The following is a 26,127-nucleotide window of genomic DNA, read 5'->3' on the forward strand; positions in this document are numbered from 1 at the left end:
TGGCAATTATTTATTAGAACAAGGGTGTTCATTTATCAAATTACCGGAGTTGCACTGGAAAATTGACCTCAGCCGCGCACCTTTTAGCGATGAGGGATGAGGACGAGATCACGAGTGCTATATCCAAGAGAGTCTAGCTCCCTGATGGCCCTAGCAACGATTTTGGAAGCGTAGTCCTTAGAGTATTTACGAGACATGATCCACAGGTACTTTTCATTAGGGACACCAATGGCAACCCACTCGTACTTAGGATCAAGAGCGATCACAAGATAATCAAATTTCAGTGGCCAAAAGAGCTGTATTTTCCAATGAGCATTGGTCTTTGAATCTTCAATCCATGCCTTCTGTTTTAATACTTCTTTTTCACCATCAAAGGCGTCTTTATTGAAGACAAAGTTAACGTCAATTCGATTCTCTTCTTCATTCCAAGTATATGTTTCGATTGAATTATGTTGGCCATCTTCTAAAAATGTCCCACGTGCTGCGAGCACATACCAATCCCCCATGAAACGATCAATATCAACATAGTCGACAGTTTTTTCATAAGTCGTCGAGCTACAACCTATAAGAAAGAAGCTAAATATGAAGAGTAAATACTTTAAAACCACCATTTCTTTGTAACATATTCCTGTTCATCAAAAGAGACAATTTCTCCTAATTTAGGTGCCATTAACTTAAGAAGTCCCAAATTTGAAAATTCATCTAACTTCTCAATTGGCTCCTGCCATGGATGAAAAGACAGCGAGAAAGCACCCCAATGAATTGGGAAGTAGTACCTAGCATTAATATCGGCGTAGGCCTTAGGCCACTCTTCAGGTAATAAGTGAACAGCAAACCAGTCAGGGTTATATTGGCCAGACTCCATAAAGGCGACATCAAAAGGCCCCAGACGACTTCCAATCTCTTTAAAGTGAATATCGTAGCCAGTATCCCCACTGAAGTAGAGATTATTATTTTGAGTTTTTATAACCCATGAAGCCCACAGAGTCGTATTCTCATGGGCCTGATCTCTGCCAGAGAAATGCTGGGCAGGTGTTGCCGTAAATTTAATGTCTTCAAACTCCACATCTTGCCACCAATCGAGTTCAGTAACTCGATTCGCTTCAATGCCCCATCTCTTTAAGTGTGATCCAACTCCAAGTGGAGTGATAATTTTGACGTCCTTCTTTTTAGCAAAGAATTTCATCGTCGTCATATCAAGATGATCATAGTGATCGTGAGAGATAATAATATAGTCAATTTCGGGAAGTTCTTCTAAAGAAAGAACAGGAGGTGCAAAACGTTTTACAAAGAGTGGAACTGGAGAAGATGCGCCCGAAAAAATAGGATCAATCAAAACAATCTTAGAGTCGACATTTAGTAGAATCGTCGAGTGTCCAAACCAAATCGACTTTACATGATCTGACTTTTCTAGAAACTTTTCCATATCAGGCTTTACTGAAGGAAGAGGTTTTTCAGGGTAGCGCCCTCCACCTTTACCTAAGAATTCAATGAACTTAGAAAGGCCAAATCCATCTTTTTGTATTGGCTGTTCTTTCGTAATATTAGGCCTGCGATTAACAAAAATTTGCTTAGAAGCATCGAAGTTCTCCGACTTTTCAAATGTTCTTAATTCGCTCTTATTTGGGTGGGCCCCAAGTGAAGACATGAAAACTGAAGCAACTTTATTCATAGCTGTACATCCAGAAAAATTAATTAAAACTATAAATAGCAATAATTGTTTAAGCATTAAGTTCCTACTTTTTTAACAAAACTAATGAAATTGCCATTATCCTTGAAAAATCTCCAATTCGAAAAAAGTGTAAAGATCACTGTAATAATCACAGGAACTAAGAATGAGAAAATGAACGATGTTCCCGTAAATCGCACGGGAAGAGAACGATCGACAAACATTGCTGGCATAATGACAGGAGAAAACTGCGCTAAAAGCGTCAGCACAATAAAACTAAGAAGGTTACCGACTGCTATTGCAAAAACTGTGATAATTGCAATATTAAGTCCTCCATACTTTTTGATTTGATCCATACTCATGCCAAGTATCCAAAATGAAGCAAAATCATTTCTAACTCTTGCATAAAATATTGAAAGACCTGAAATAATCGAGAATGTTACAAGAACAATTGTTGCTAAGAATAAGAATAGAACAACATTATTTTCGAGAGCAAGAGCATAAACAAGGTTCTGATTCAATTGCTCCCATGTTTTAAAGCTTGCACCTTGTGCAGTTAAATACTGCTCTAAATCCCTTTCACCTGATGCAGACAAAACGCTAAAAACCCTAAGTTTATTGTATCGACGTGACTTTGCAATTGAAAAGGCACTATAGGCATGCCCCCAAGCATGAAGCTCATCGATATCTGGGTCCATTGAATCGGTGAAGTTTTCAATCATAAGAGACTTAAATCGAGGAAGCTCTCCAAAGAAGACATCAGTATGAGCTGGTGAGATAAATTGAATTTTATCATCAAGGCCTGCATAAATCTTTCTGGCCAAATAAGGAGACATCAGAATTTCTTCTCTACCTGGCCAGTGATCAATTGCCTTAGGTCGTAGTGTTGAGGTTTCGGCAGTAATCCCATGGAAAATAACAGGGGCCAAGTAACCTTCAAGACGAATTAAACCTTCAATTTCATATTCAAATGAATACTTATAGTTTTTATCATCTAAATAAGCTTGGACCTTTTTAAAATCGAGATCTTTTGGAAGATCAATAATGTAGCGGCCCAGAGTCTGCTTTCCACGCTCGATGCGATTTGTTTGTAGCCCTTTAAGAACAGACTGAACACTTAATAGTGAAAAGCTTGATATGATTAGACTCGCCAAGGCCATGATGAGAAGCCTTTGGCGAGTCTTAGCTTTAAATAAGTAATTTAGAAAAAATCTAAAAAAACTTAGAAACATTGAATCTATAACTCGTAGAAAGTTGAGTTTTCATCTGCAAGCTTATTCACAAGCGCACACGGAGTAAAGCGCTCTTTGCTTACACTCTCTGAGAACTTAAGCATCTCATCTCTAAGACGTGCAATACCTTGAGTATCTGCATATCTTAGAAGGCCACCTCTAAATGGAGGAAAACCGATACCAAAGATTAGACCAAGATCAACGTCTTTTGCCTTAGCAACAATTTTATCTTCAAGAGTTGTTGCAGCTTCGTTGATCATAGGTAGAAAGATTCTCATTTGAATCTCTGTTTCACTCATTTTCTTAGAAGCTTTAGGAAGCATATTCCAAGCTTCTTGGTTAGGACCAGTTGGCTTACCTTTCTCATCGTAAAGGTAGAAACCTTTAGCATTTTTCTTTCCAAAGAATTCCTTTTCAAGCATTTGCTTTCCAATACCATTTGAGGCCTGTCGCTCACCTAATCCATCATAGATAATTTTAGAAACCTTATCCCCTACATCAATTCCAACTTCATCAAGAAGTCTAAATGGACCCATTGGCATTCCAAAATTAAGACAAGCATCGTCGATATCCTTAATTGAAACCCCTTCTTCAAGTAAGAAGCCAGCTTCATTCATATATGGCATAAGGATTCTATTTACAAGGAACCCTGGCCCATCATTAACAACAACCGGAGTCTTCTTAACTTTTACAACCCAGTCATACAGAGATTCAATTGTTTCATCAGAAACACCATCGTGCTTAATGATTTCTACAAGTGGCATCATATGAACAGGGTTAAAGAAGTGAAGCCCGGCAAATCTTGAATTGTCTTCAAGTGCGCTTGCCATCTCTTGAATTGAAAGAGATGAAGTATTTGAAGTAAGAATTGTATCTTTACGAACTTTTGTTTCAGTTTCAGCAAATACTTTCTTTTTAATATCCATATTTTCTACAACGGCCTCAATAACAAGGTCAGTATGTTCAAATCCACGATAATCTGTTTGCGCACTAATTGATCTCATCTTGCGTTCAAAATCATCCTTAGACATACGCTTTCTTTTCACAGCACCAGCAAAATTACTCGATGCTTGTTTTAAACCAAGTTCAAGCCCATGCTGATTAAGATCTTTCATGATTGGAAACATATCATTCTTGGCCATAAGCCAAGCGATACCACCACCCATCGTACCGGCACCAAGACAAGCTCCACGACGAAGCTTTCTTCCAACACCCTTGGCATCATCCATCTTCTTAGACCCTTCCATTAGGAAGAAGATATGGCGTAGGTTCTTCGATTGCTCACCAATACATAACTCTCCAAAAGCTTGTGCTTCAGAAGTCAGATAAGATGTACGACCTTTCATAACTCCAGCTTCCATAACATCAAGAATCTTAAGAGGTGCTTGATAGAAACCTTTTGTTTTCTTTAAAACAGACTCACGTGCTTTTTGAAAAATAATTTTCTTAGTGAATACATTATCAGTTGCAGCGTCCTGCATCTTATCCATAAGGCCACGCTTATCGACTTTCTTTTTAAAATGATTTGGAGCTAAATCAACAAGACGCTCTTTTGCATAAATCTCATCAGCTAAACCTGCTCTCTTAGCTTTCTTAGCATTAAGTGTTTTTCCTGAAAGAATCATATCGAGAGCTGTTGGAAGTCCTACTGCTTTTGGTAGACGGAATGTCCCACCAAAACCAGGAATTAAACCAAGCTTTACCTCTGGAAGACCAAGACCTGTTGCCTTGTCATCACTTACGATTCTTGATTTACATGAAAGGGCAAACTCGAGTCCACCACCAAGGCAAACTCCGTGGATACATGCAACAGTTGGCATCTTTAAATCTTCAATGCGGTTAAAGATTGTCTGTCCTGCTTCTGCTCCGGCCTGTCCATCGGCCGCCGTATGCATTGTATCGAATAACTTAATATCCGCACCGGCCATGAAGCATCTGTCTTTATGTGAAAAGAAGATAGCTCCATCTAGCTCTTTTTCTTTTGTATGTAGATCTTCAACAATATCTTGAAGTTCTTTAAGTGTTTCTTCATCGAAAACAGTCATCGAAGCTTCGTTATTATAACCAAAGCCGATATATGCTTTCTTATCCTTGATTTCAAAACTGATTCTCTTATATGTCATTGCGATATCCTATATTTTCTAAATTAATTACTTTTGTAAGTTCTCGATAATCATGGCACCACCTTGACCACCACCGATACAAAGTGAAGCAACACCAAATCCTGCTTTTCTCTTCTTAAGCTCATGAGCAAGAGTTACGATTAAGCGTGAACCTGTTGAACCAACAGGGTGTCCAAGAGCAATGGCACCACCATTAACATTCAGTTTCTCAGCAGGAATTTCACCCCATAATTTATCAATACCAAAGAAGTCAGCAACCTTCTTATCAGTAAAAGCCTTCTTAACAGCAATAATTTGCGCAGCAAATGCCTCGTTAATTTCAATGAGATCCATTTGCTCAAGTGTCATATTTGACCTTCTAAAAACACCATCCATTGCATGAAGTGGCCCCATTCCCATACGCTCAGGCTCTAAACCATGAAAGTGATAATCAACAACTCGTGCAAGAGGCTCTAAGTTATATTTTTTAACAGCTTCTTCTGAACAGAATAGAATAGCTGAACCACCGTCTGTGATTGGACAACTATTACCGACTGTAACTGTTCCTGATTTACGATCAAAATATGGCTTCATTTTCGCAAGTCCTTCAACAGAAGATTCCTTACGTGGGCCATGATCATTCATAAGAAGTTTATCTAATTTTGAACCATAGATTAGAGGTACGATTTCATCAGCGAAGCGGCCTTCTTCGATGGCCTTAATTGCTTTATGGTGAGACTCATTTGCATAAATATCCTGTTGTTCACGAGTGATCCCAAGTTCACGAGCAAGAAGCTCAGCAGTTTGTCCCATATTAAGGCCACAGAATGGATCTGTTAGTCCTTGTTCAATTGCAATAATTGGAGAAAGATATGCAGGCTTAAAAGTTGAAAGAACTTTTAATTTATCACCAGTTGTTTTTGCTTTCATGAGTGAAGCAAAAAGCTCAGTCATCTGCTTCCCATAAATAAGAGGCATATTTGACATTGATTCAACACCACCAGCAATCACAACATCACTACGTCCACTTGCAACTTTAATGAATGCTTGTGAAGCTGCCTCAAGTCCAGAAGCACAATTTCTATGGACTGAATAGCCAGATGTTTTCTTATGAAGGCCGGCCTCTAATGCAATCACTCGCCCAACGTTTGGATACTTTGCAGGAGTTCCCGTGTTTCCAAAAATGACCTCATCAACTTCATCGTCACCAATAGAAGTTCCATCCATAATATGGCGTACTAGGTAAGCACCTAAGTAAGGAGCTTGAATATCTTTAATAATAGTTCCGGCTTTTGCATGAGGAGTTCTCACTGCCTCGACAATGTAGACTGGTTTCATTGATGATTCCTTTCTTCAAATTATTTTACTTGCTTAATATTGTAAGGATAATCAATGGCAATGAAAAGTAAAAAGGCCCCTGAGCGGAGCCTTTTTATGAGAACATGGGTTTTTTAAACAATTGTTTAGAATAGGTATGAAAGACCAACACCTAAAGTAAATGTGTCAGCATTTTCAATATTCTTAGCTTGGTCAACAAGGGCCTTTTGATTTGTTGAACCATTGTATTGGGCCTCTTCTCCAAGTCTAAAAATATTCTTTTCGTATGAAAGGCCTACTTGTGCACTAAATTCTTTAGCAAAATTAACTTCTGCTCCAAGAGATGCACTACCTGATACATACTTCATTGACTGCTTAGTCTCGTTAAAAGTATCAACTGGGTTTTGAATTTCAAATGATCCAAAGTGAATTCCAGTTCCAAGACTTAAGTATGGTTTAATCTTAGCTGAACGTGAGAAATAAAATTTACCATATCCACCAAAGTTAAACTCGTTATATGAAATCTCATCATTTTGAGAGTACGAGCTTCCAGCATTATAGCTATAATAGCCATATCCATAATTATTATAATTACTAAGCTCATTACCTTGAATCGTAAGATTCATAAATCCTGCGCTAATTCCAATTGAAACTCGCTCAGACATTACAGTTTCAACAGAAGCTTGAAAATTAATTCCTGCTGTCCATTCTTTCTGTTCACCAGTAATGCTCTTATAACCTGTCTCAATAGTTAACTTATTACTAAGTTCTGGCATAACAGGTTCTGCTACCACAGGTGCAACCGCTTGTACTCGTGCAGGTGCAGCTTGTTGGCTATTGATTTCATCCATTGCTTTAAGTTGTCCCTCAAGGGCCTTTTGAATCTTGTTTGCAATACGCTTTTCTTCTTGTAGACGCATATCTTCAACATTCTTTCTCATCATTTGCTCGTGCTTTTCTTCTAATTGGCGACGTAGCTTCTGAATCTTGTCAGCTTGTGATGGTTTCTTTTTCTTTTTGTAGAACCCGTCGATATTAATTTCGTCAGTATGAACAACTTGATCTGTTTCACTTAGTAATGGATCGTCTTGTTGTCCATATGAGGCAGCACTAGATAATAGAAGTGCAGCTAATACGGCCGAGTTAATCATTGTTGTTTTCATGATGTTCTCCCTGTCTCTTTTTTTAAATAGAGTTCAGTTTCTTATAACACATCGCGAGATATTTCTGTTCAAAAGCGAACGCTGATGAAATAATTTCATGAAAATGAAAAAAACCTATTAATATCAAATAGTTAAGACTGTCTAGCGTAGGCGGAAGGTACGAAATTTATTAGCATCAACCTCATTTGTCCCATCAATACCAATGGTTTTAAGGAAACAAAGGGGGTTTATACTCCCCTGCTGGCAAGCTTCAGGGTCGGCCTTAAAGCGCGCATCAAGAGTTTTAAAGACAGCAAATAAGATTGAGATCACTGCTACTAGAAGTAACATATACTCAACAGCGGTTTGACCGCGTTGGGAAAGAAGAATGGATTTCTTATCGCAGTTATTCATCATATATAAGTTTTAAAGTCACGGGCCTCTAATAAAGTCTGCGTGATCCCTAAGTTATTCTTCTTCAGTGGCCCTTGGTAGTAGACTCCTTTTACAGAGTCATATTTTCCACTATCGGCCATTCTAAACTTAAGGTTAATTCTTGCGCTCGAGTTAATCACACTATGATTACGGAGCATGCAAGTTTCATTTGTTAGTCGACCTTTAATGAGAGTGTCATTCTCATCAATGATATCATTAGAAAGTAGAAATTCATGCAACTCCCCTTCACAGAAATCATATTTAAGGCAGTCGTCAAATTGTTTAAAGATTTTAATTTGGCATGTTTCGTCTTTTAAAATCTCTTTTCTGATAAGAGCGATATCTCCACCAAATGAATTTTCACTAAAGTGATAATAGTCGGCACTAATTAGATTATCACTTAGTTTGTAGTCTAATTTTACACAGCGATAAAGGTCTGTGATATTGTGAGAAATATTTAACTTGTCTAAATTTGAACTAAAGATTGCAATTTTCTGCGGGGCCACGACTCCAGTAAATGATGAAAGCTGTACAGCCCAAGGCCTCTTGCTTGCAAAGCTAAACTCTTCAGCAATATCTTCAAAGCTACTTCCACCAAGGCTTTCAATTGTTTTTGTGGCCTGTTCTTCTTTATCTTCTTGCCATTGAAAGCGATAGCGAGGAGACAGCATAAGAATAAAAAAATAGATACTTTCAAGGTCAGAAAATGTCTGTTCTAGTGTCTTTGTATAAACACAACGAAAGCAGCTCGTAAATTTTTCAAGCTCTTTATTGTCTCTTAAATGTTTTTTAAATAGAGCATAAACATCATAGATATAATTTGGAAGATCTGAACGCAAAGTACTTACAGTCACCTGATGAAATGTCTTATAACGACATAGAGACTCTCCAAGTCTTTTAATTGAAGATGTAAAGTCTTGATCAAACTTCTCTTGGTCAACGTCTTCAATTCTTAGGCGATTGATAAACTCATTATAAAGTTCAGGGAAATGGCGACAAATCTGAGAGAAATTTAAATACGGGCTTAAGCCTGCACATAGCGTTTGCTTGCCATTATATTTTAAGTAAAACGGTGAATGAACAAATGAATCCTCATCAAATATATTCGTTTCTAACTCTAGGTCTTCTGCCCATGCTTTTATGAAAGCAAGGTCTAATGGGCCAAAGAACTTAAAGTAAGGGTCACTTGCCTTAATTCTCTTATCTTTCAAATAAATGGCACCAAAACCACTTTTTAAAATTTGAGTGGCCGTTAAGAAACTAGCAATATTATTTCCAATAACAAGGGTATTAATTTTTTTATTCATATGTTGATATCTTAATTTGTTAATAATGCAATTAGCTTGCGCTTTGCCATTTCGCTTTCTTCAATCATATCAGAAATCAACTCATTGGCCATCTTATTGGCCCTTGAAGTCTTCATAATCTCATATCCATTTCTCATCTCATTGATGGGCCCGACATCGACACCAGATTTAATAATCGTGTCATATTCAGTGGAGCGCTTAACATTTGGCCCACAAAATATCTGTGCCCCAGCGACAAAGGGTTCAAGAACTGAATGAATTCCTTTACCATGTCCGCCTCCGACGAAGACTTTTGAGAAATATGGATAAATCTCACATAATATGCCTCTTAGGGTACATATAATTAATCCAGGTTTGGCCTGAAAATTATCTATGAATTCATCAAGCTTGCCGTTTTCAATAGTATCATTAGAAAGCATATGAATCGGAAGCTCAGAGCAGTTAGTTTTAACAAGTTTCATAAGAGCTTCAACATTTTCTTTTTTTAAAACATGTGGGGCCATAAAGACAAAGAGTTCACCGGCCATCATTTTCTGACAAAAATTTACGTCTTCAAAGATGGCCATCTCATTAGACCAAGTCTGTGCTAGGCATATTCTTGTGTCATATTCATATAAAGATAAAACCTTATTTAATTCATCATATAAAGGATGTTTCCTAAAAAAGTGTTGGCGAGTATTAATTTGTAACATCCTAAGTTCAATAGGTCTCACTAGCCTATCCTCATCAATATCCTTTTTAATGACCTCATAATCCTCAGCTGTTGCACAAATAATTTTGGAAAACATCGAGTATATATAGCCTTTTACTTTCGGCAAACGTAGATCTTCTAAAGATCTTTCTTTTATACGAGAGCTTTTAACTGTCGCGGAAAATAGAATAAACTCTTTCATTTTGGAGCCTAAGTAAAGTAACTCAGGAAAGAAGTCATAGCGAACCATCATCATCTTATTAGCACTAGACCAGGCAATAATATTTTGGCGTGAAAGGAGTGGAAAGTAGATCATAAGCGGCAAGCGAAGATAACGAACGTTTTCACGATTAGCTTGATAGTAGTCCAATACCTTGTGTTCAACACTTGGTGAAGTAAAGATTAACTCAACATTTTTCCCTAATGAAATTAACTCATCACTCAATGGCCTAATCTGCTCAAACTCTCCTTCACTAGAAAAATGAAAGACACAATGGGCCTTTTTGCCAAATCTCATAAAGGGCCTACATCCTTCATCACGATAATTTCGTCTTTCAAAAGAAATTCTGCCGTAGAAAGGCCCTACTTTAAAAAGATAAAGCACAATAAAGATAGGATAAAGAGCAACTCTGACAATTGCCTGAATAAGAAAAATCAATAACATAGGTATATTATAATGAGGTTTTTCCTAATATAGAAGCCAAAAGAAGGTCCATTTGACACCAAATTAAGTAAATCAACATGATTTTCTGACATGTTCTTACAAACTGAAATATTAAATGCCTAAATTACAATCATTTGTTGCAATTCAATAAAAAAAATTCGATTATCGTTAGTCTATAAAAGAAAGAGGGAGATAAAATGGGAATTTTAAAGGGAGCATTTATTGCATTCGTGGCAGTGAGTACGATGGCCGCAACATCATCGACTTCAGTATCAGTGCCATCTTCAAGCTCGAGCGCTTCAACAACAGCATCGTCAACTGACGCAGCAACAACTTCAGAAGCATCAACTGGAACTTCTTGGTACCAAAAATTAAAGGACTCACCTTTTAATATGCAATACCTAGTTGAAGGTTCAAACAACTTTAAAAAATCAATCAATGGCTATAGTTTCTATAACTACTTATACCTTGGTTATAATATTGATAAAACTTTTGCTGTAAAAGTAGTTCCTTATTGGAAGACTGACTTCACAAAAGCTCAAGAAAATAAAGATGGAAGCCGTACAATTCACCAACAATATGGTGCAACTCAAGCGCGTCTTTATGTTAAGAATATCCTAAGTGACGAAAAGCACGGATATGACCTTTACGCTCAAACAAGATTCTACTGGTACCCAAAAGCGACTCAAGAACAATATGGGTATGATGCGAAAGCTCGTCTTTACCTAATTGGTGGTAAGAAAGTTACTGATAACTTCAAGATCGGAACTTATGCATTCTATGAAAGCTACATTAGAAATACTGGAACTTCTGGTTATGTAGAAAATTACTACGCAGCAGTTGCTCCTACTTACTATATCAATGATAAGTGGTACACAGCGATGTCAATTGAGTACTACAGAACGAAGAGAAAATCAGGAAACGCAGAAAGTGAAACACTTTCTATTTCACCTGAAATTGGATATTCGTTCCCAATCTGTTCACTTTCAACAGCGCTATCTCTAGAGCCAGTTGATTTCAGAGGTGAAGATCCAGACTTTGTTGATGGAACTCTAAAGAATGCTTCTTTAATTGTCTCAGCATTCTTCCCAGTTTTTTAATTCAAAACTCCATTTTAAATACTTACAAAGCCGACTTCTAAAGTCGGCTTTGTTTTTTTTAAGACTTTATTAAACTACAGGCAAAAAATTCCGATAAACCAAATAGAAAGTGACTAATCTAATCAGGGTTTGAGGAAATATGGCCACAAGTACAAAGAAAAAGATTACTGAATACCTACTGACGAAAGAACAGATTTCAGCGGGTCTCTACGAACCTAATGAAGTCTATTTTATCAAAGATGGTGACAAGGAACTTGGACCATTTTGGCAAGAAGATCTTAAAGAGTTTATCGAAGATTACTCTCTCTTTAATCAATCCGTTTTTGTTAAGAGCATGCTTGAAGAACAGTGGAGCATGATTACAGCTCACCCTCTCTTCCAAAGAAGAAAACCTGAAATTATTAAGGAATTCCAAATTGATGAAGATGATCAGTTTTTCATCTTAAAGAATAATAAGAAAGATGGGCCATATAAGAGCAGTGAAATCATGGCAATGCTCGACTCACTGGAATTGCTGTACACAGACTTTATTTCTGTTGATCAAGGGCAAAGCTGGGGAACAATTCACGAATTTGAAGTCTTTGATCGAAGAAGTCGTTCAAATGAAAGCTTACCTGACTCTCCTCAGGGTCATATTTTCAAAAACTCGATTCTTGATGCAGATAAGGCCATGGCCCTAGCAAAGAAAGACTCCGATGATCGTGAATTTATTTACGACTTGGCCTATATTGGGAATCAAAAGCTAAACCCAAATAAGGCATCCATTGATGACTTCGAACAAAAAGAAAAATCAGATCCTGCAACAATGATTCGCCTAGGAACATTTGCGGCCAGCTTTGTGCTTGTGGTTGCAGTCTTCTTTGTCTTTAGTAAATTATCAGGAACTCCAGACACACCTGTTGCCAAGGCCAAGAAAACAGCAAGAATTCAAACAAAGCGTACACCTGCTGCACAGGCGCAGAAAAAGGCACCATCGAAAACAGCAAGAACCGTAACTAAGAAAAGAGAAATACCTAATGCATTCAAAAAGAAATCAAGACCAAAGCGTCAGATTTCAAAAGGTAATGATCCAATAGGAAAAGCGGACTTTCTGGCAGACAGAAAGATGCAAGATACAGTGATGGATCCGGCGGACCTTCCACCAGAGGTTATCTTTGACGATGCCAATGAAGCATTGGAACTAGACCCAGTACGCGAAAGAATCTCAAAAGAAACTTTTGACCCTCAAGAACAGGAATTAAATAATTATGACGAACTTGATGCGGCACGAGAAATCGTTGATGAGTACCTTGATCGCTCACCTGCTGCTGGCTCTATGCCAGAAGATGGTGAGGACTACAATGATGAGTTCACACCAGAAGATGCTGTAGAAGGTGAACAATTCTAATAGGTTGCCTCCATAAAAATTAAAAGAATATGTAGTCAATAATTGATTATTTATGTTACTTTTAACCTATGGAACACACTAAAGATATCTCACAACTAACTAATGTTTTTCGCCAAGCGGCCTTCCCTGGGTCATTCTTTTTCAGCTTTGAAGGTATTGAAGGCTCAGGCAAATCAACACAAATAGTAAAAATTAAAGACTACCTAGAGGATAAAGGATTTAATGTTATCGTTATCCGTGAACCAGGTGGGACAGCATTTGGAGAAAAGTTAAGACAAGCTATCTTAACTTCAAATACTGAATTACACCCGGCCGCCGAAGCACATCTCTTTGCTAGTGCCCGTGCTCAGAACCTACACGCACTTATTCTAAAAGAATTAGAAACACCTAATACTGTTGTTATTTGTGATCGTTTTCTTGATAGCTCTATCGCCTACCAAGGTGTTGCTAGAAAACTAGGGCCGGAATATATCTTAAATATCCACTCAAGCTTCCCTTTAAATATTGTTCCTCATAAGACGTTCTACTTAAGAATCGACTTAGAAAAGTCCCTTGAGAGACAACGCTTAAGAAATATGCCTAAAGACTATTTTGAATCACGTGACAATAGCTTCCATCAAGACCTTATCGAAGGTTATGACTATTGCGCTGAGATCTTCCCAAATCGTATTGCAACGATTGACGGAAGTGCACAACTGGAAGTCGTGACTCAAAAACTAATCGAAGAAATTGAAACGATTATAAATGGATAATAAAGATATTGCATTTAATGCACTATTTGCGCGCTACAAAGAAAGCAAGCTTGCCCACTTCTACACTCTCCAAACAGGAGGTCACGGTGAAGTCTCTAAGAAAGATACTCTACTTGAGAAGTGGGCCAATGACTTTATCATCAATATTCTAGCTTATGAAAATGGCTGGGATATTGATCATGCAAAAGAGGTCCTAGAGCGTGGCCATGAAGATATTCTCTTTGTTTCCACAGACCAAAAAACTTATAAAGTAACAGATGATTGTATCGAAGAATTCTTTAACTTTATTCGCTTTAGGCCATCTAAACTCAAGTACTCATTCACAATTTTTAAGCAATCACAAAAAATCACCCAAATCTTGGCAAATAAGCTTCTAAAGACACTCGAAGAGCCACCAGAGGGCCATAGTTTTATCTTCATAAAGTCTAATGATGAGAAAACTCTTCCAACAATAGATTCTCGAACAATCAAGATCAATCTTCTTGGCAAGACTGACTCACAAAACGAAACCATTCAAGAGCTGAGCTTTAAAGACTATGTCGTTAAAAATTGTGAGGATGAGCAATTAGTCGAAATCCTAACTAAAGTCGAGCGTAATAATTTACAACTAGATGAATTAAGAGAGTTAATAAAAGAAGGACCTACTCGCGAGGCCAATATTCACCACCTTATTGCATCACATATCAACCAAAGCAGTAAATATAGTATTGAAGACGCTCAAATTTGCCTTCAGGCCACGAAAGACTCGACTTTCGAGATACCATTCAATGGATCATCTAAATCACGCCTGGCTCGCCTGCTTCAACTTGTGATTTAATGCAATTTGGCTAGACATAAGCTACCAATAATACGACAATTGAAACTACTCAAAAAAAATTGATGGGACAAAATGACGAACCAAGATCAGCAAGATATATCTGAATCACGTGACAATGATAAGTCAGGTGATAAGAAGAAAGTTAATAAATTCAATAAACACGATGACAAACTTGCAAAAGAGCAAGAAGGTAAATTCGAAGAAGGTCAAACTCTAACAATGGTAAGAGTTCGCTTTCCAGGAAATGCTAAAAGTCAGCCTTTCTTACTAGGTAAGAGAAAATTCACATATGGTCAAAAAGTTATCGCAATGAGTGACCGTGGTATGACAGTTGGTTATATCAACTCTTTCCCATATGAAGTCACATTTGATAAATCGATGCTTCCAATCCGTTCAATTTCTAAAGTGGCAACACAAGAAGATATCGACGAACAAAAAAGCTATATGAAAAAAGAGAATGAAGCAGAAATTGTCTGTCTTCGTCTCATCGAAAAATATAATCTAAATATGAATTTAACTCACGTTGAGTTTATTCAGTTTGGGAAAAAGGCCGTTTTCTATTTTACAGCACCAGAGCGTGTAGACTTTAGAAATCTTGTTAAGGATCTCGTTGCAGAAATCAAAATGAGAATTGAGCTACGCCAAATCTCAGTTCGCGATCGTGCGGCAGCACTAGGTGCCACTGGTGCATGTGGACTTCAAACTTGTTGCTCATACTTCCTGACAAATTACGGTAATGTTTCGATTAAAATGGCAAAGAATCAAAACCTTGCCCTTATTCCTTCAAAGATCAACGGTGTCTGTGGACAAGTAAAATGTTGTATCAAGTATGAAGATGATGTTTACACAAATAAAAGAGAGTTCCTTCCAGGTGAAGGCTCATATATTAGAACGAAAAATGGTGATATTGGTAAGGTTTTAAAACTACATATCCTACTAGAACAATTTGAAATGCTTACAGATAGAGGCTATATTCGCCGCTACTATAAGAACCAATTTGATAAGAGACGTTGTCGCCCACCAAAGGACTGGAGCTTCCCTACTGAGTTTAAGTCGATCACAAAGGAAACTTCAACAATCATTGGAATTGAGGAGTTAGAAGAAGAACTACGCCTAAGAAAGCAGGCCTTCCTTCAAAGCCTAAACGATGACAGCGATCAAGACGAAGATGAGGATGCTCACGAGCTACTTGATGATGAGGATAACGGTAACGATGACGATGAGGAAATTGAAAAGATCCCTCTCGATTCGACAGAAGATGAGTCAGACAATATCCCTAAGCAGAAGGTAGAAAAAAAGCGTCATCATAATAATCGACCTAAAAAACGTCCAACTAATCGACGAGGTGACAAAAAGCCTGGCCAGCAGGATGGAAAAACAGACGCAAAGCAGGAAGGCGGCAAGCAAGAAGCTAAACAAGACAGGCCTCAAAGCAAAAATCGTAACAGAAATAAAAACCGCAACAAACCAAAGAGCGGAAACTATCGAAAGCCTTCTGGAGATAATAAAGGGAAACCTGAATCTTCTGGAAACAAATCTAATCAATAATTCTTTTTAAAGAAGTATAACAACGATGGTGAGGGAATTGATTTTCCCTCACTATTTCTAGCTGAGAAACTCCCTTCAAATATTCAATATTCAGCATCTCATCTCTCGCGTCCACAATCACACGGGCCTTACACTTTGATATCTTAATATTTTCATTTAAACTAAGTATTTCACGGTAAACACCTAGTTCAACATATGAGCGCGCGCGTGACTTTAGAGGAGCAAGAGAAGGAATCGGCAAGTGATTTAAAATACCTCTAGCTGATGCCTTAACAAACTTGGCCAGTTTATTAGGTGGATAGAAAGCAGGGGCCATATAGATAAGCTTATTACCTCTTGTCTCTAGGCCCTCATTTTGAATGGCCCACTCAATTAAGAGCGCTGCTAGAGAGTGTGCAACAATGAGGCTTTTCGAATTATTTTTGAAAATTTTTCTTATCTTCTCTAGGTCTTGGGTAAGGTTTGGTTGCATTTTCTTATTAAAAGAAAGAGAAAGAAATTTAACATTTGGGTTTGAGAAGATGAAAGATGCCGGGGCCTGATTAAGCCCCGGTATAAAGATAATCGGATCGCGATTATTAGAAGTCACAATTTCCTGGAGTTCTAGGGAAAGCAATAACATCACGAATATTGCTCATACCAGTGATATACATAATTGCTCTTTCAAAACCTAGGCCAAAACCAGAGTGAGGAGCTGAACCAAATTTACGTAGCTCTAGATACCACCAGTATCCTTCTTTCTCCATTCCCATTTCATCCATGCGCTTAATAAGCTTATCAAGGTCTTCTTCACGTTGAGACCCACCTATTAACTCGCCAATACCAGGAACAAGAACATCCATGGCACGTACAGTTTTCCCATCATCATTTTGCTTCATATAGAAGGCCTTACAATTTTTTGGGTAATCAGTTACGATAACAGGTGACTTGAAGTGTACATCTGTTAAGTATTTTTCGTGCTCAGTTTGTAGCTCTTCTCCCCAATTAGTTGGGAATTCAAATTTTTGTCCACAAGCTGATAGAATATCAATTGCTTCGGTATAAGTAATTTTCTTAAACTCACTATCACGTACGGCCGCTAGTGTATCAAAGTGTGACGCATCAACATCTGTAAATGGCATTTTATACAAGAACTCAAGCTCTTTCTTACAATGAGTAAACGCATAATCAATCATATACTTGATATAGTCAGCTGCAAGCTCTGCAACATCTTCAAGGTCAGCAAAAGCAACCTCTGGCTCAATCATCCAGAATTCTGCAAGGTGACGTTTTGTATTAGAGTTTTCAGATCTAAAAGTTGGACCAAAAGTATATACCTTACCAAGCCCTAGTGCGTGACACTCACCTTCAAGTTGTCCAGTAACACAAAGAGAAACATCTTTACCAAAGTAATCTTTAGAAAAATCAACTTCTCCTTTATCTGTCTTTGCAGGGTTTTGTTTATCTAGAGTTGAAACGTTAAACATTTCACCAGCACCTTCACCATCAACAGCAGTAATAATTGGTGAATTTAGATAGAAGAAACCTTTTTCATTAAAGAAGTTATGCGTTGCCATTGCAAGAGCGTGGCGTACACGAAATACTGCTCCAAATAGATTTGTTCTTACTCTAAGGTGAGCAATATCTCTTAGGTGCTCTAGGGATGTTCCCTTTTTTTGTAGAGGGTATGATTCATCAACAGCACCGATAATATCACCAGTTACGGCCTGCATCTCAATTGTCTGTCCCTTCCCTTGTGATTCAACAACTTTTCCTGTGATAGAAACACAAGTACCAGTTAACATAGTTGAAAGGGCTTCATAATTTTCGATACCAGCATCAGCAACAATCTGTAATAGATCTTGCGAAGATCCATCATTTAAAACAATAAATGAAAACTTCTTAGACTTACGAACAGAGCGAACCCATCCTTTAACAACAACCTCTGTCCCAATGTAATCACTTGCACGATCAAATAGTTTTTTTAATTCAATACGCTTTAATTGTGTCATTTAAATACCTTCTTATAAAATTTCTTTTAAGATTGATTTTGTTTCTTCTTTTTCTAGTCTTGGCCCATATTGAGTTACTAGTTTTGCAGAACAAGCACAAGCGAGTGTTCCCGCTTGAGAGAAGTCTAGGCCATTCGTAATTCCATAAAGGAATGCACCAGCAAATAAGTCACCAGCACCATTAGTATCGATTGCCGTAACACTTGGAGCAGATACATTAACTCTTTCACTTCCATTATAAAGGAAAGCACCTTTTGCACCAGCTGTAATAGCAAATGCATGCGAAATATCCTTTAGGGCCTCAAAGGCTTCTTCAATCGAATCTTTCTCAGTAAATGATTTAGCTTCTTCTTCGTTACAAAAAAGTAGATCAAGCTTCTGCTCACCAATCATCTCCTTAAAACCATCTTTAAAGAATCCAACAATTCCTGGATCTGAAAAAGTTAGAGCAACTTTAACATCATTTTTGCGAGCAAAATCTCTTGCTGTTTGACAAGCTGCAATTCCAGCTGCACCAGTAACAAGATAACCTTCCATATATAACCACTTACTATCAGCTAGCACAGAAAGGTCAAGCTGCTCATCAGAGTAAGTTGCAGTTGTTCCTAGGAACGTATTCATTGTTCTCTCCGCATCCTCAGAGATCATTACGAGACACTTACCAGTTTCTCCCTCATATAAACCATTTTCAATATTTGATTTTACACCATTTGCTAACAGGTCATTCTTATAGAACTCTCCTGTTTCATCTTGAGCAACTTTACATGAATAGAAAGTCTTTGCACCAAGTTGAGTCGCACCAATAATAGTATTTGCAGCAGAACCACCACAAGCACGAGAGTGACCAACATTACTTCCCTTAAGGGCCGCAAGAAGGTGATCTTGTCTCTCTTTTTCAACAAGAGTCATTAATCCTTTTTCAATAAGGTGATCTGCTAAGAACTCGTCTTTAACTTTAAACTCCATATCGACAAGGGCATTTCCCATTCCATATACATCAAAACTCTTCATACTTAATCCTTTATATTTATGACTCTTTTCTTTTAAAAATTAACTCATTATTTGCTTCATCAAACTCAGCATACTTGTAGCCTGCACTATCGAATGTCTTTAGGCCTTCAATATCCTTAATCTTATTTTCAATGATAAAACGCGCCATCATCCCTCGGGCCCTCTTAGCGTTGAAAGAGATAACCTTATATTGGCCATTCTTAAAATCTAAGAAGCGTACATTGACAAGTTCAGGAACGAGCTTATCTTTTTTAACACTCTTGAAATATTCCTCAGAAGCAAGGTTCACAAGATATTTTGATTTATTTGCCTTAGCATCAGCATTGATCTTTTCAACAATCTTTTCGCCCCAGAAATTATAAAGATTAGTTAGACCTTCTCCATTAATACGAGTTCCCATCTCTAAACGGTAAGCACGTAATTCATCAAATGGTGAAAGAATTCCATAGAGACCAGATAAGATCTTGAGGTGTTTTTGAGCATAGTTCAGCTCACTCTTTTTAAGTTCACTTGCATTTAGACCTTGATAAGTATCACCTGCAAAACTAAAAATTGCAGCACCGAGGTCAGCAGTTTTCTTAAAATTATTAAAGCGATCAACATTTAGGTCTGCAAGGGCCTTAGATAATTTCATCATTTTTGAAAGATCAGCACTTTCAAAATTTGCCATCTTTGTTGCAAGCAAAGTGGCCTCTTTCATAAAAGCAGGTTTCTCAAGATTAAGACCTTGAGCAGCACTAATTTCTGAATGATCAAAATTAAGTTTCTTCGCTGGAGAAATAACGATATCCATGAAATTCCTTTAATTTGAGTTTGTGTTACTAAGCGCTTGAAATAATAACAACAACTTTATTAAAAGACTATGATTTCTTAAGATTATTAAGGAAGAAAGTAGCGTTCGTAGCGGGTTGATTTACCAGTGTAGACAACTTTTTGGTGCTTACAATTAGCTGTTATCTTGACCTCACTTGCCTTGATTGGCCTTTTTAAGCAAACTAAAGAAAATTTGGCACATAAAGACCATAGATACTGATCCTGATCCACGTCCTTACCTACTAAATCCTTAAAGACTTCCATCTCTTTTCGACTTAGCGCACTCTTGGCCTTTGACTTAGTTATTTCATACATTGGATCGTAGAAGCATCGCTCAAAACCAACAGGAACCTCTTCAATGGCCGCTTGTCCAAAATGAATATTCATATGGTTTTTAAAAATAAGCCTAATCTTTTCATTTTCACAACAAATGGCCTTTTGATAGGCCCAAAAAGCAAGTGCAAAAACATAAGGGTTTCTTTCAAAGCATTCGAGCTGACAGCCAAAGCTCAAGAGTAAGCAAGCATCCTTACCAGTTCCTAAAGTGGCATCAACTACTTTGTTATGCTCAATATCGCCGCCCTTAAGCTTTAGGGCACGAAAAAGTGGCTCTTTTGTAACAGCATAATTTCTCTTTAAATGTGTTTGTAAGTCACCGGCCCAATCAAGTTTAAGAGAGGACTCTCTTATCGGGTCAAAAAGAAAAAGTTCACTATCTTTCCAAATTAAATAGATGCCAGTTAAAGAAGCGCTCGACTTATGTAATTGAAATGATAACTCATGACTAGAGAGTGCTTGCAAATAATTACGCAGTGCTTGATTCAGAGATTCTAATTGAATATCATTATCAACCCCCTGTTCAATTACAATATCAATTTTAGTGTTTAGCGAAGTCTCATTCATATTAAAATCAAGTAGATGGCCTGTTCTTTCTATGCTATATATACTTTTCGTAAATACATACTTTAGAATTAATTTATCTAGATATAACACATACGGAGAACAGATGTCACACACACAAGACGTATCAAACTCAACTATTGAGAAACTTGGTTTTGACCCAAGAAATTTAAAAGTAAACTCTGGTGATCTTAATCGCGAATTAGCAAAGAATTATATCAGTGCAAGTGATGAAGAAATTAAGCAGATGTTAAATGAACTAGGTCTAACAACACTAGAAGAATTATTCTCTCATATTAAAGACGACGTAAAATTCTCATCTAAAATTCCTTTAAAAGAAGGATTAAGCTATGACGAACTTGTTACTAACCTTTATGAATTATCGAAGAAGAATAAAATCCCTACAAACTTCTTAGGTGATGGACTTCCTCAATTTAAAATTCATGAGATCGTTCCTTACGTTTGTAATATTAGAGGACTAACAACGGCCTATACTCCATATCAACCTGAAAGATCTCAGGGGACATTGAACACACTTTGGATCTATTCAAGTGCAATTACAGCACTGACTGGTTTTGAGGCCATCAATTCTTCATTATATGATAGATCAACATGTCTATTTGAAGCGCTTAAAACAGGGGTTCGCTTAGCACGTAAGAAAACAAAGGTTCTCGTCAGTGAAGCGATCTACCCACAAGACAGAAGTGTTATTGAAACAAATGCTGCACACACTGGCCTAGAAATCCTCTGGGCACCAATTAACAAAGAAAGTGGTTTAACTGACTTTGACAAAGTTAAAGAGCTACTTGAGACAAATAAAGAAATTGCAACGTTTGCTTTTGGACAAGTAAACTCACTTGGACTACTCGAAGATGTTGATGCATTAACTGACTTATGTCGTGATAACGAAGTATTCTCAATTGCAATCATTGACCCTATACTACTTGCAAAAGGTGGTTTAAAAAAACCAAGTGAATACGGAAGTGATAAGGCCGGTGTAACAATGATCGTTGGAGAAGGACAACACCTCTGTCTTGATGCAAACTATGGTGGCCCTGGACTTGGGATTTTTGGAATTCGTTTTAACGATGCCAATAAGAATCAAATTCGCCAAACAGCTGGACGCTACGTCGGCAACGCTGTTGATATGAACAATCAAGAATGTCTTGCCATGGTTCTATCAACTCGCGAGCAACATATTCGCCGTGAGAAGGCAACTAGTAATATCTGTTCTAACCAGTCATTTGTTGCTTCAATTGCAGGCGCTGCACTGTTAGCACTTGGTGATGAAGGATTAGCTGACAAGTTAGCGACTGCACGCCAAAATACACAATACTTCCTTTCAAATATTTTACACCTTGACGGTGTAGAGCTTGCTTTCGATGCTCCGTACTTCAACGAGGTTGTCTTAAAACTTGATAAGAAAGCAAGTGAGATACTTGCTTCAAGTGAAGAGCTAGTTGCGGGTAAAGATATCAGTGGCCGTCACAACCTAGAAGGAAATCTATTAAAAGTTTCTTTTGGTGATCAACACACACAAGTTGAGCTGGACAAGTTAATTGCACTCTTCAACGAAAGCTTTGCAGCAAATAGTGAATCTGAATTCTTTATGCCAGAGATTCCTCATACATATGTAAGAGAGGACGCTCCAGGTATTGCAACTTTCTCGACTGATGAAGTGAAAGCATTCTATGACAAGTGTGGAAGTCTTAACGTTTCTCCAGATGATGCGATCTACCCTCTTGGTTCATGTACAATGAAATATAACCCATATGTGAATGACTGGGCAGCAGGTCTTCCAGGCTTTACCATGGCCCACCCAGACTTAGACGATAAGTATACTCAAGGAACGCTTGAGCTACTTTATAACATTCAAGAAGACTTTAAGGCCATTACAGGACTTCCAGGTCTTGTAACTCAAGCTGTAGCTGGTGCTCAAGGAGAACTAGTTGGAATCAAGATGTTCCAGGCCTACCATGCAGATAGAGGAAATGCCGACACGAAAAATGTCATTCTTATCCCACGTTCAGCACACGGTACAAACCCAGCAACAGCTGCAGTAGCAGGATTCGTCCCAGTTAAAGTTGATGGTAAACAAGTAGGAATCATTACTTTAGATGCAGACGAAAGAGGCCAGATCGACCTTGAGCAATTAAAAGAGATCATTAAAACTGATGGTGAGCGTATCGCTGGTATTATGGTAACAAACCCAAATACCGCAGGTATCTTTGAAGAAAACTTTAAAGAAGTAGCAGATCTTATCCACTCTGTAGACGGGCTTGTTTACATGGATGGTGCTAATATGAATGCTATTGCAGGAATCGTTTCACTAGAGAAATTAGGTGTTGATGCTTGTCACAACAACCTACATAAGACTTGGACTATTCCACACGGTGGAGGAGGACCAGGTGATGCTATCGTTGCTGTAAGTAGCAAGCTTGTAGACTACATTCCTGGAACACAAGTTGAAAAATTAGCAGACGGATCATATAAGAAAGTTCGCGCACCAAAGTGTATTGGAGATTTCCACCGTCACGATGGTAACGTTGCTCACAAAGTACGTGCATACACATATCTTAAGGCCCTAGGCCAAGATGGTGTAGTGGCCATGTCACAAATTGCAGTCCTAAGTGCACGCTACCTATTCCAAAAACTGAAAGATGTTTATCCAATGCTTCCACATGGAGCAGATGAAACACCTCGTATGCATGAGTTTATCATTACATTAAGTGATGATATGTTTTCTCATATTGAAAAGTCTGGAACACTAAAGAACCAAATCATTGCAAAAGTTGGAAAGCTCTTCCTTGACTTTGGTCTTCATGCTCCGACTGTTGCTTTCCCAGAAGTCTTTGGACTAATGATTGAGCCAACTGAATCTTTTACAAAGAAAGAATTAGATGACTTCACAGATGTACTAGTAGCAATCAAGAACGTACTTTCAGATTCTCCAGAAGTTCTTCAAACGGCTCCTCACTTTACGGCAGTAAGTAAAGTTGACGAAGTTTGGGCAAATAAGAACCTTAAGTTCTACCGCGACCTTGACAAGCTATGGGATCTACCAAGTGATGAAATTTCACCTAAGAAATTACGTCACAAAGACACACTAGAAGTTGTAAAAATGATTCAAGATAAGCACAAAGAATTAAAGCAATAAGAAAAAAAAAGGCCTGCAATGCAGGCCTTTATATATATTAGGTGTAGCAGAGATTGAAAAACATACGAATAATTCGAGAATAACAACAACACGAAATTTAACACGAATTTGGGGAACAAAGAACAACAACACAACTTTATCGATATGTTTATTCATCAATCCCTGCTACATTAATGAGTGGTTTATACGACGCGATTTCAGATGTTACAACCTATCATTTTTGCACGTGTAAATATTACAAAAGTAGTTTGTTGACCTAATAAATCCCATTAATAAAACTTACAATTTAACTAAAATTCTAATTTTTCTTCCATAAATACTCTTTATCAATCTGCTGATACAAGCTATTCAAATGATCATAAGAGTGTTACAGTGTCGCATCATAAATTAATAAAATCAGGATATAGGTTAAATGGAAGATTTAAAAAGAGCGACCTTTGCGATTATTTCTCACCCAGATGCGGGTAAAACAACAATGACAGAAAAGCTTTTATGGTTTGGTCAGGTTGTACGTAGCGTTGGAATGGTAAAGAGTAAGCAAGGTAATTACGCAAAATCAGACTGGATGGAGATGGAAAAAGAGCGTGGTATCTCAATTACATCATCTGTTATGTCATTTCCATATAACGAACGTGCCATGCACCTTCTCGATACTCCAGGTCACAAGGACTTCTCTGAAGATACATACCGTACACTTACGGCAGTTGAAAGTGTTCTGATGATGATTGACTCGGCCAAGGGTGTTGAGACACAGACTAAGAAGTTAATGGAAGTTTGTCGTATGCGTGACACCCCTATCGTTTCTTTCTGTAATAAATTTGATCGCGATGCACTTGATCCATTTGAACTAATTGATGACGTTGAAAAGACATGTTCAATCCAGTGTGTCCCAATGACATGGCCAATTGGCTCAGGAGTTGACTTCAAGGGTGTATACGACCTTAGAAATAAAACGATCATGAGCTTTAAAGACGCTGAAGATCCATTTAGCCCTAATATCATTGATGCTAGTGACTTAAGTGCTGATCATATCAAAGAGTTTGTCGGAGAGGTTCTGTTAGAGAAACTCGAGGAAGACCTCATGATGATTAGCGAGCTTATGCCTGAGTTTAATGAAGAAGAGTTCCTTGCTGGAATTATGACACCAATGTACTTTGGGTCGGCCCTTAATAACTTTGGTGTCAAAGAAGTTCTTGATACTTTCTCAAGATATGCTCCAGGCCCTGGTAAACGAGAAGTTATCACTGCACCAATTGAAAACGGCGAAACTCGTACAGTTGATCCTAGTGAGAAAAAATTTAGTGGCTTTGTTTTTAAGATTCAGGCCAATATGGACAAGAAGCACCGTGACCGCGTTGCCTTCATTCGCGTTTGTTCAGGTCGCTTTGAGAGAGGACAAAAAGTTACTCTAGCAAGAACTGGTAAAGAGATAAAAATTGCAACACCACTTATCTTTCAAGCACAAGATCGTGAGATTACAGAATATGCTATTCCAGGAGATATTATTGGTATTCATGACTCAGGAAAGCTGCAAATTGGAGACACTTTCACAGAAGGTGAAATCATGCAGTTTACGGGGATTCCAAGCTTTGCTCCGGAGTTATTTAAGAGAGTTCTCTTAAAAGACCCAATGAAAGGAAAGCAGCTCGATAAGGGACTACAACAACTTTCAGAAGAAGGTTCAGTTCAGCTATTTCGACGTCATAATTCAACTGAGAAAATTCTAGGTGCCGTAGGGGCCCTTCAATTTGAAGTTGTCCAACGCCGACTTGAAGATGAATATAATGTTAAAGGTGAATACGAAGGCTTCCCTTACAACGGTATTAGATGGATAAAATTCCCTAGTGAAAAAATTAAGGATGAATTTATCTTTCGTTATAGTGCAAATATCGCCTTTGATATTAAAGATCGACCATGCTTTATTTATCGTACAGAATGGGATCTTAAACTTGCGACGGAAAAGTATGCAGATGTTGAATTCTTCAAAACGAATGATTTCAAGTAGTTAACTCAGTCAAACTAAATTACTTGATAAACAAATAAAAATTAACTATGATTAAGAGTCTTTAAGGCAGCGTAGCACAACACAACA

The 26,127-nt window shown here is 37.8% G+C and carries 21 protein-coding genes; 7 read left to right on the forward strand and 14 right to left on the reverse strand.

Annotated features, from left to right (window positions below; all coding sequences use genetic code 11):
* Positions 1-83: 83 nt before the first annotated feature.
* The 9 genes from ABMA76_RS12690 to ABMA76_RS12730 all read right to left on the reverse strand — a co-directional run bounded on the left by ABMA76_RS12690 (position 84) and on the right by ABMA76_RS12730 (position 10,559).
* Positions 84-611 carry a lipocalin family protein gene (locus ABMA76_RS12690; protein WP_392908534.1) on the reverse strand — a complete coding sequence of 176 codons (528 nt, stop codon included), beginning with the start codon at positions 609-611 and terminating at the stop codon, positions 84-86.
* Positions 599-1,672: an MBL fold metallo-hydrolase gene (locus tag ABMA76_RS12695; protein WP_393061785.1), complete on the reverse strand. Its 1,074-nt coding sequence runs from the start codon at positions 1,670-1,672 to the stop codon at positions 599-601. Before ABMA76_RS12695 ends, ABMA76_RS12690 begins: the two co-directional genes overlap by 13 nt.
* Before the next feature lie 56 nt (positions 1,673-1,728).
* Entirely contained in the window at positions 1,729-2,829 is a 1,101-nt protein-coding gene (locus ABMA76_RS12700) for an ABC transporter permease (RefSeq protein WP_393061787.1), read from the reverse strand.
* A gap of 77 nt (positions 2,830-2,906) precedes the next feature.
* Positions 2,907-5,024, reverse strand: a complete 2,118-nt coding sequence (locus ABMA76_RS12705; protein WP_392908540.1) for a 3-hydroxyacyl-CoA dehydrogenase NAD-binding domain-containing protein — start codon at positions 5,022-5,024, stop codon at positions 2,907-2,909.
* A gap of 27 nt (positions 5,025-5,051) precedes the next feature.
* Complete coding sequence (locus tag ABMA76_RS12710) at positions 5,052-6,341, reverse strand: thiolase family protein (RefSeq protein WP_392908542.1); 1,290 nt, start codon at positions 6,339-6,341, stop codon at positions 5,052-5,054.
* Between the two features lie 125 nt (positions 6,342-6,466).
* On the reverse strand, positions 6,467-7,483 hold the full coding sequence (locus tag ABMA76_RS12715; protein ID WP_392908544.1) for a hypothetical protein: 1,017 nt from the start codon (positions 7,481-7,483) through the stop codon (positions 6,467-6,469).
* Positions 7,484-7,624: 141 nt separating this feature from the next.
* Positions 7,625-7,879 (reverse strand): hypothetical protein, encoded by a 255-nt coding sequence (locus ABMA76_RS12720; protein WP_392908546.1) that lies wholly within the window; start codon positions 7,877-7,879, stop codon positions 7,625-7,627.
* A complete protein-coding gene (locus ABMA76_RS12725; protein WP_392908548.1) occupies positions 7,876-9,204 on the reverse strand; it encodes a hypothetical protein in 1,329 nt (442 codons plus the stop codon). Before ABMA76_RS12725 ends, ABMA76_RS12720 begins: the two co-directional genes overlap by 4 nt.
* Positions 9,205-9,215: 11 nt before the next feature.
* Positions 9,216-10,559, reverse strand: coding sequence for a hypothetical protein (locus ABMA76_RS12730; RefSeq protein WP_393061789.1), 1,344 nt, complete (start codon positions 10,557-10,559; stop codon positions 9,216-9,218).
* Between the two features lie 197 nt (positions 10,560-10,756).
* Here ABMA76_RS12730 and ABMA76_RS12735 point away from each other — a divergent pair, with 197 nt between their 5' ends.
* The 5 genes from ABMA76_RS12735 (at position 10,757) to ABMA76_RS12755 (ending at position 16,163) form a co-directional block, all read left to right on the forward strand.
* Positions 10,757-11,659 carry a hypothetical protein gene (locus ABMA76_RS12735; RefSeq protein WP_392908552.1) on the forward strand — a complete coding sequence of 301 codons (903 nt, stop codon included), beginning with the start codon at positions 10,757-10,759 and terminating at the stop codon, positions 11,657-11,659.
* Positions 11,660-11,798: 139 nt separating this feature from the next.
* Entirely contained in the window at positions 11,799-13,046 is a 1,248-nt protein-coding gene (locus ABMA76_RS12740) for a hypothetical protein (RefSeq protein WP_393061791.1), read from the forward strand.
* Between the two features lie 68 nt (positions 13,047-13,114).
* Positions 13,115-13,798, forward strand: a complete 684-nt coding sequence (gene tmk / locus ABMA76_RS12745) for a dTMP kinase (RefSeq protein ID WP_392908556.1) — start codon at positions 13,115-13,117, stop codon at positions 13,796-13,798.
* Positions 13,791-14,615 carry a hypothetical protein gene (locus ABMA76_RS12750; protein ID WP_393061793.1) on the forward strand — a complete coding sequence of 275 codons (825 nt, stop codon included), beginning with the start codon at positions 13,791-13,793 and terminating at the stop codon, positions 14,613-14,615. Before tmk ends, ABMA76_RS12750 begins: the two co-directional genes overlap by 8 nt.
* 72 nt (positions 14,616-14,687) lie before the next feature.
* Positions 14,688-16,163 carry a stage 0 sporulation family protein gene (locus ABMA76_RS12755; RefSeq protein WP_392908560.1) on the forward strand — a complete coding sequence of 492 codons (1,476 nt, stop codon included), beginning with the start codon at positions 14,688-14,690 and terminating at the stop codon, positions 16,161-16,163.
* On the opposite strand, the gene ABMA76_RS12760 is transcribed toward ABMA76_RS12755, so the two are convergent.
* The 5 genes from ABMA76_RS12760 to ABMA76_RS12780 form a co-directional block, all read right to left on the reverse strand.
* Positions 16,153-16,752 carry a hypothetical protein gene (locus ABMA76_RS12760; RefSeq protein ID WP_392908562.1) on the reverse strand — a complete coding sequence of 200 codons (600 nt, stop codon included), beginning with the start codon at positions 16,750-16,752 and terminating at the stop codon, positions 16,153-16,155. The genes ABMA76_RS12755 and ABMA76_RS12760 overlap by 11 nt on opposite strands.
* A complete protein-coding gene (gene asnS / locus ABMA76_RS12765; protein WP_392908564.1) occupies positions 16,742-18,154 on the reverse strand; it encodes an asparagine--tRNA ligase in 1,413 nt (470 codons plus the stop codon). The genes ABMA76_RS12760 and asnS overlap by 11 nt, the downstream gene beginning before the upstream one ends.
* Positions 18,155-18,166: 12 nt before the next feature.
* Positions 18,167-19,165 carry an adenosine kinase gene (locus tag ABMA76_RS12770; protein ID WP_392908566.1) on the reverse strand — a complete coding sequence of 333 codons (999 nt, stop codon included), beginning with the start codon at positions 19,163-19,165 and terminating at the stop codon, positions 18,167-18,169.
* Between the two features lie 16 nt (positions 19,166-19,181).
* On the reverse strand, positions 19,182-19,958 hold the full coding sequence (gene yaaA / locus ABMA76_RS12775) for a peroxide stress protein YaaA (RefSeq protein WP_392908568.1): 777 nt from the start codon (positions 19,956-19,958) through the stop codon (positions 19,182-19,184).
* An 86-nt stretch (positions 19,959-20,044) separates the two neighbouring features.
* Positions 20,045-20,881 (reverse strand): class I SAM-dependent methyltransferase, encoded by an 837-nt coding sequence (locus ABMA76_RS12780; RefSeq protein WP_392908570.1) that lies wholly within the window; start codon positions 20,879-20,881, stop codon positions 20,045-20,047.
* Positions 20,882-20,984: 103 nt separating this feature from the next.
* Here ABMA76_RS12780 and gcvPB point away from each other — a divergent pair, with 103 nt between their 5' ends.
* Together gcvPB and ABMA76_RS12790 are read left to right on the forward strand one after the other, a co-directional pair.
* Complete coding sequence (gcvPB, locus tag ABMA76_RS12785) at positions 20,985-24,035, forward strand: aminomethyl-transferring glycine dehydrogenase subunit GcvPB (protein WP_392908572.1); 3,051 nt, start codon at positions 20,985-20,987, stop codon at positions 24,033-24,035.
* Positions 24,036-24,447: 412 nt separating this feature from the next.
* Positions 24,448-26,040 carry a peptide chain release factor 3 gene (locus ABMA76_RS12790; RefSeq protein WP_393061795.1) on the forward strand — a complete coding sequence of 531 codons (1,593 nt, stop codon included), beginning with the start codon at positions 24,448-24,450 and terminating at the stop codon, positions 26,038-26,040.
* The last annotated feature ends 87 nt before the right edge of the window (positions 26,041-26,127 follow it).

Origin of the sequence: Halobacteriovorax sp. ZH5_bin.2, from assembly GCF_043196375.1 — a bacterium.
In the GTDB taxonomy this organism is placed as follows: domain Bacteria; phylum Bdellovibrionota; class Bacteriovoracia; order Bacteriovoracales; family Bacteriovoracaceae; genus Halobacteriovorax_A.

What these genes read in the sequence shown, in the direction of transcription:
- ABMA76_RS12690 (WP_392908534.1), bottom strand. Translation starts at nt 611, where the DNA reads ATGGTGGTTTTAAAGTATTTACTCTTCATATTTAGCTTCTTTCTTATA.
- ABMA76_RS12695 (WP_393061785.1), bottom strand. Translation starts at nt 1,672, where the DNA reads ATGAATAAAGTTGCTTCAGTTTTCATGTCTTCACTTGGGGCCCACCCA.
- ABMA76_RS12700 (WP_393061787.1), bottom strand. Translation starts at nt 2,829, where the DNA reads ATGGCCTTGGCGAGTCTAATCATATCAAGCTTTTCACTATTAAGTGTT.
- ABMA76_RS12705 (WP_392908540.1), bottom strand. Translation starts at nt 5,024, where the DNA reads ATGACATATAAGAGAATCAGTTTTGAAATCAAGGATAAGAAAGCATAT.
- ABMA76_RS12710 (WP_392908542.1), bottom strand. Translation starts at nt 6,341, where the DNA reads ATGAAACCAGTCTACATTGTCGAGGCAGTGAGAACTCCTCATGCAAAA.
- ABMA76_RS12715 (WP_392908544.1), bottom strand. Translation starts at nt 7,483, where the DNA reads ATGAAAACAACAATGATTAACTCGGCCGTATTAGCTGCACTTCTATTA.
- ABMA76_RS12720 (WP_392908546.1), bottom strand. Translation starts at nt 7,879, where the DNA reads ATGATGAATAACTGCGATAAGAAATCCATTCTTCTTTCCCAACGCGGT.
- ABMA76_RS12725 (WP_392908548.1), bottom strand. Translation starts at nt 9,204, where the DNA reads ATGAATAAAAAAATTAATACCCTTGTTATTGGAAATAATATTGCTAGT.
- ABMA76_RS12730 (WP_393061789.1), bottom strand. Translation starts at nt 10,559, where the DNA reads ATGTTATTGATTTTTCTTATTCAGGCAATTGTCAGAGTTGCTCTTTAT.
- ABMA76_RS12735 (WP_392908552.1), top strand. Translation starts at nt 10,757, where the DNA reads ATGGGAATTTTAAAGGGAGCATTTATTGCATTCGTGGCAGTGAGTACG.
- ABMA76_RS12740 (WP_393061791.1), top strand. Translation starts at nt 11,799, where the DNA reads ATGGCCACAAGTACAAAGAAAAAGATTACTGAATACCTACTGACGAAA.
- tmk (WP_392908556.1), top strand. Translation starts at nt 13,115, where the DNA reads ATGGAACACACTAAAGATATCTCACAACTAACTAATGTTTTTCGCCAA.
- ABMA76_RS12750 (WP_393061793.1), top strand. Translation starts at nt 13,791, where the DNA reads ATGGATAATAAAGATATTGCATTTAATGCACTATTTGCGCGCTACAAA.
- ABMA76_RS12755 (WP_392908560.1), top strand. Translation starts at nt 14,688, where the DNA reads ATGACGAACCAAGATCAGCAAGATATATCTGAATCACGTGACAATGAT.
- asnS (WP_392908564.1), bottom strand. Translation starts at nt 18,154, where the DNA reads ATGACACAATTAAAGCGTATTGAATTAAAAAAACTATTTGATCGTGCA.
- ABMA76_RS12770 (WP_392908566.1), bottom strand. Translation starts at nt 19,165, where the DNA reads ATGAAGAGTTTTGATGTATATGGAATGGGAAATGCCCTTGTCGATATG.
- yaaA (WP_392908568.1), bottom strand. Translation starts at nt 19,958, where the DNA reads ATGGATATCGTTATTTCTCCAGCGAAGAAACTTAATTTTGATCATTCA.
- ABMA76_RS12780 (WP_392908570.1), bottom strand. Translation starts at nt 20,881, where the DNA reads ATGAATGAGACTTCGCTAAACACTAAAATTGATATTGTAATTGAACAG.
- gcvPB (WP_392908572.1), top strand. Translation starts at nt 20,985, where the DNA reads ATGTCACACACACAAGACGTATCAAACTCAACTATTGAGAAACTTGGT.
- ABMA76_RS12790 (WP_393061795.1), top strand. Translation starts at nt 24,448, where the DNA reads ATGGAAGATTTAAAAAGAGCGACCTTTGCGATTATTTCTCACCCAGAT.